Origin of the sequence: Flavobacterium sp. (assembly GCF_024642105.1) — a bacterium.
GTDB lineage: Bacteria > Bacteroidota > Bacteroidia > Flavobacteriales > Flavobacteriaceae > Flavobacterium.
Genome location: NZ_JAHEBT010000050.1, coordinates 1 through 2,096, shown reverse-complemented (window position 1 = coordinate 2,096; position 2,096 = coordinate 1). Strand labels below are relative to the sequence as shown.

3 protein-coding genes are annotated in these 2,096 nt (G+C 33.7%); all 3 read right to left on the bottom strand.

Features of this window, described 5'->3' with window-relative positions; all coding sequences use genetic code 11:
* Positions 1–74 precede the first annotated feature (74 nt).
* The 3 genes from Q0L65_RS05550 to Q0L65_RS05540 all read right to left on the bottom strand — a co-directional run bounded on the left by Q0L65_RS05550 (position 75) and on the right by Q0L65_RS05540 (position 1,994).
* On the bottom strand, positions 75–536 hold the full coding sequence (locus Q0L65_RS05550; RefSeq protein ID WP_296684311.1) for a cysteine peptidase family C39 domain-containing protein: 462 nt from the start codon (positions 534–536) through the stop codon (positions 75–77).
* The gene (locus Q0L65_RS05545) at positions 537–1,463 is read right to left on the bottom strand and encodes a hypothetical protein (RefSeq protein WP_296684309.1); all 927 of its coding nucleotides are present in this window, start codon (positions 1,461–1,463) and stop codon (positions 537–539) included. It abuts the gene before it with no gap.
* Positions 1,464–1,748: 285 nt separating this feature from the next.
* Complete coding sequence (locus tag Q0L65_RS05540) at positions 1,749–1,994, bottom strand: hypothetical protein (RefSeq protein WP_296684307.1); 246 nt, start codon at positions 1,992–1,994, stop codon at positions 1,749–1,751.
* Between the last annotated feature and the right edge of the window lie 102 nt (positions 1,995–2,096).

Here is a 2,096-nt window from a genome sequence, read left to right as displayed (position 1 = left end):
TAAAGGAGTTCTTTTCGATGCGACGATAGACTTAAATGGTGAATGGTAAGTGGTGAATGGTGGTTCATGATTCGCTATGTGAATCTTACTATGATAAAATTCTCACTCGGAGATAAAAGTAAAAGTACTTTTGATTTCCAACGTGATGATAATTTGCTTTCATTCCACAATTCAAACCCAATAGCTGGATCAAAAATAAGGAATTTTCCGTCATTTGAAATTCCGCAACACACACTATAGTGAGGCAGGTTTTGACTATTTAGAACATGAATAATACAGGGAAATGAAGTTTCATTTTTAAACTCATTTAGATTATCTACTAGATACGCTTCCGCCGTCAATCCAGTCTGATTAGCTGCCTCTTTTAGACCTTTTATACTAGTTCCCATCTCACTCATACGGCTCCAAATTCGAAGTGTATCATAAGGGCAATCGCCTTTATACAAACGAATAATAGTTAAAAGACATGCGACACCACAATCTGATTTGCCTCGTTGTCTAACGAATGATTTGTATTTGGCTTTTACTGAATTCATTTATGGCGCTGGGTGGCAAATGGTGTATAAATCGTATTTGACAGAACTGTATTCCGTTTTCAAATTTTGGGAATTTTCAAAATGAGCAACGGATTGAAATTTCCCCATTTCTTTTGATTGGCCTAAATCTAATTGTTGCCATTCTGTTTTATAATCAATAGATTCTAATTCATATACCTGCTGTTTTTTATTAAAAAGGATCTGAAAGTGTTCGTTATTGATTAGGTATTTGTCATGTGCTTTAAAGTTTTTGATCAAACTTACGGTTGTGTTTTTAGTGCTTTTCATAAGTTGAATGTCTATCCGTTCAAAAGCTAAATCGCGTTTGTTTATTTTCAAAGTTCCAAAATAGTAAAACCTCTTAGCGTCTTCAGAGACCAATTCTTCCAAGTTTTTTAAATCAGTGATTTGCTTTTGTGATTGAAAAATTGCCTTCTTTGGATAAAATAGTAGTTCAACCGATTCTTCATCCTCTTTAATATTTTTAAATTGATAATTATTCGATCTGATAATTGATTTAATTTCTCGCAATTCAAGTTTAGTCAGAAAATCCATCGGGTAAAGTGTCAGATTTTCCTCATTAGAGATTCGCTTTTTTGGGAAATAGTTATTTTGTTTAGCTAGCACAAAATAATTTAGATTTTGGTAGTCCTTAAAATCAACTAAAATACCGCCCCTTAATTCAAATTCTGATTTGTCATTTCTAGTTAAAATAGAAAAGCCCTTAAATTCTTGAGAAAAATTATGTGGAGTTGTACGGATGAAATTGGAGTAACTTTCTTTAATTAACTCCAAATAGCCAATTCTTTTTCCTTTTACAAAAACTTCAGGTAGGCTATCGTTTCGAATCGTTTTTTCTTGAGCTATGTTTTCATGCCAAAGACTCAGGAAGATAAGGCAGATTAGTAGGGGATGTTTGTTTTTCATGATTTTAGATAAATGCCCTCTTCCTACAGCAACATTGGAAGAGGGCGGTGGAACACATTTCTGTATTATTCAAACCACCAATGCCATTTATCCCCAGTCCGGTGGCTTACATGTTCCAGAATTTCCCAGCCAAAAATCTTTAAAGTAAAGTCCCATCCCCCGACGAGATTAGCACACTCTTTTTCGGTTAACTTTTTCATAAGCTATTAGTAGTTAGTTCGTCTTACAAAATGGTAAGATACTTCAAATGTAATTAGATCAACTGAACTAAAAATTCAGTGATAATTAGCTGTTTTCTTTGAATCGTTGAAAACCCATTTTTATCATTCCTTTTTCTTGGTACATGTAACTCCTCTGTTTGGAATTATATACGATTGGGATTTGTAAGTCGTGAATAAGTTCGTCCCGTAATTTGTACCAGGATCTTTCAGTCATTTGAAGCTTTTTAGCTAGTTCTTTAGGTGTTCCTGTGGCTTGCAAGGCTAGTAAGCTGTCCAAGTAAAGTAAGCGTTGTTGGATTTTCCAGAGCATAAATAAGTTAATTTTAGTGGTTTATAGGATACGAAATTGTGGAACTATCTCACGAATATTTCAGTTTTATACCTAACTTCGAAATTCAATTTAAAACCAATT

What these genes read in the sequence shown, in the direction of transcription:
- Q0L65_RS05550 (WP_296684311.1), bottom strand. Translation starts at nt 536, where the DNA reads ATGAATTCAGTAAAAGCCAAATACAAATCATTCGTTAGACAACGAGGC.
- Q0L65_RS05545 (WP_296684309.1), bottom strand. Translation starts at nt 1,463, where the DNA reads ATGAAAAACAAACATCCCCTACTAATCTGCCTTATCTTCCTGAGTCTT.
- Q0L65_RS05540 (WP_296684307.1), bottom strand. Translation starts at nt 1,994, where the DNA reads ATGCTCTGGAAAATCCAACAACGCTTACTTTACTTGGACAGCTTACTA.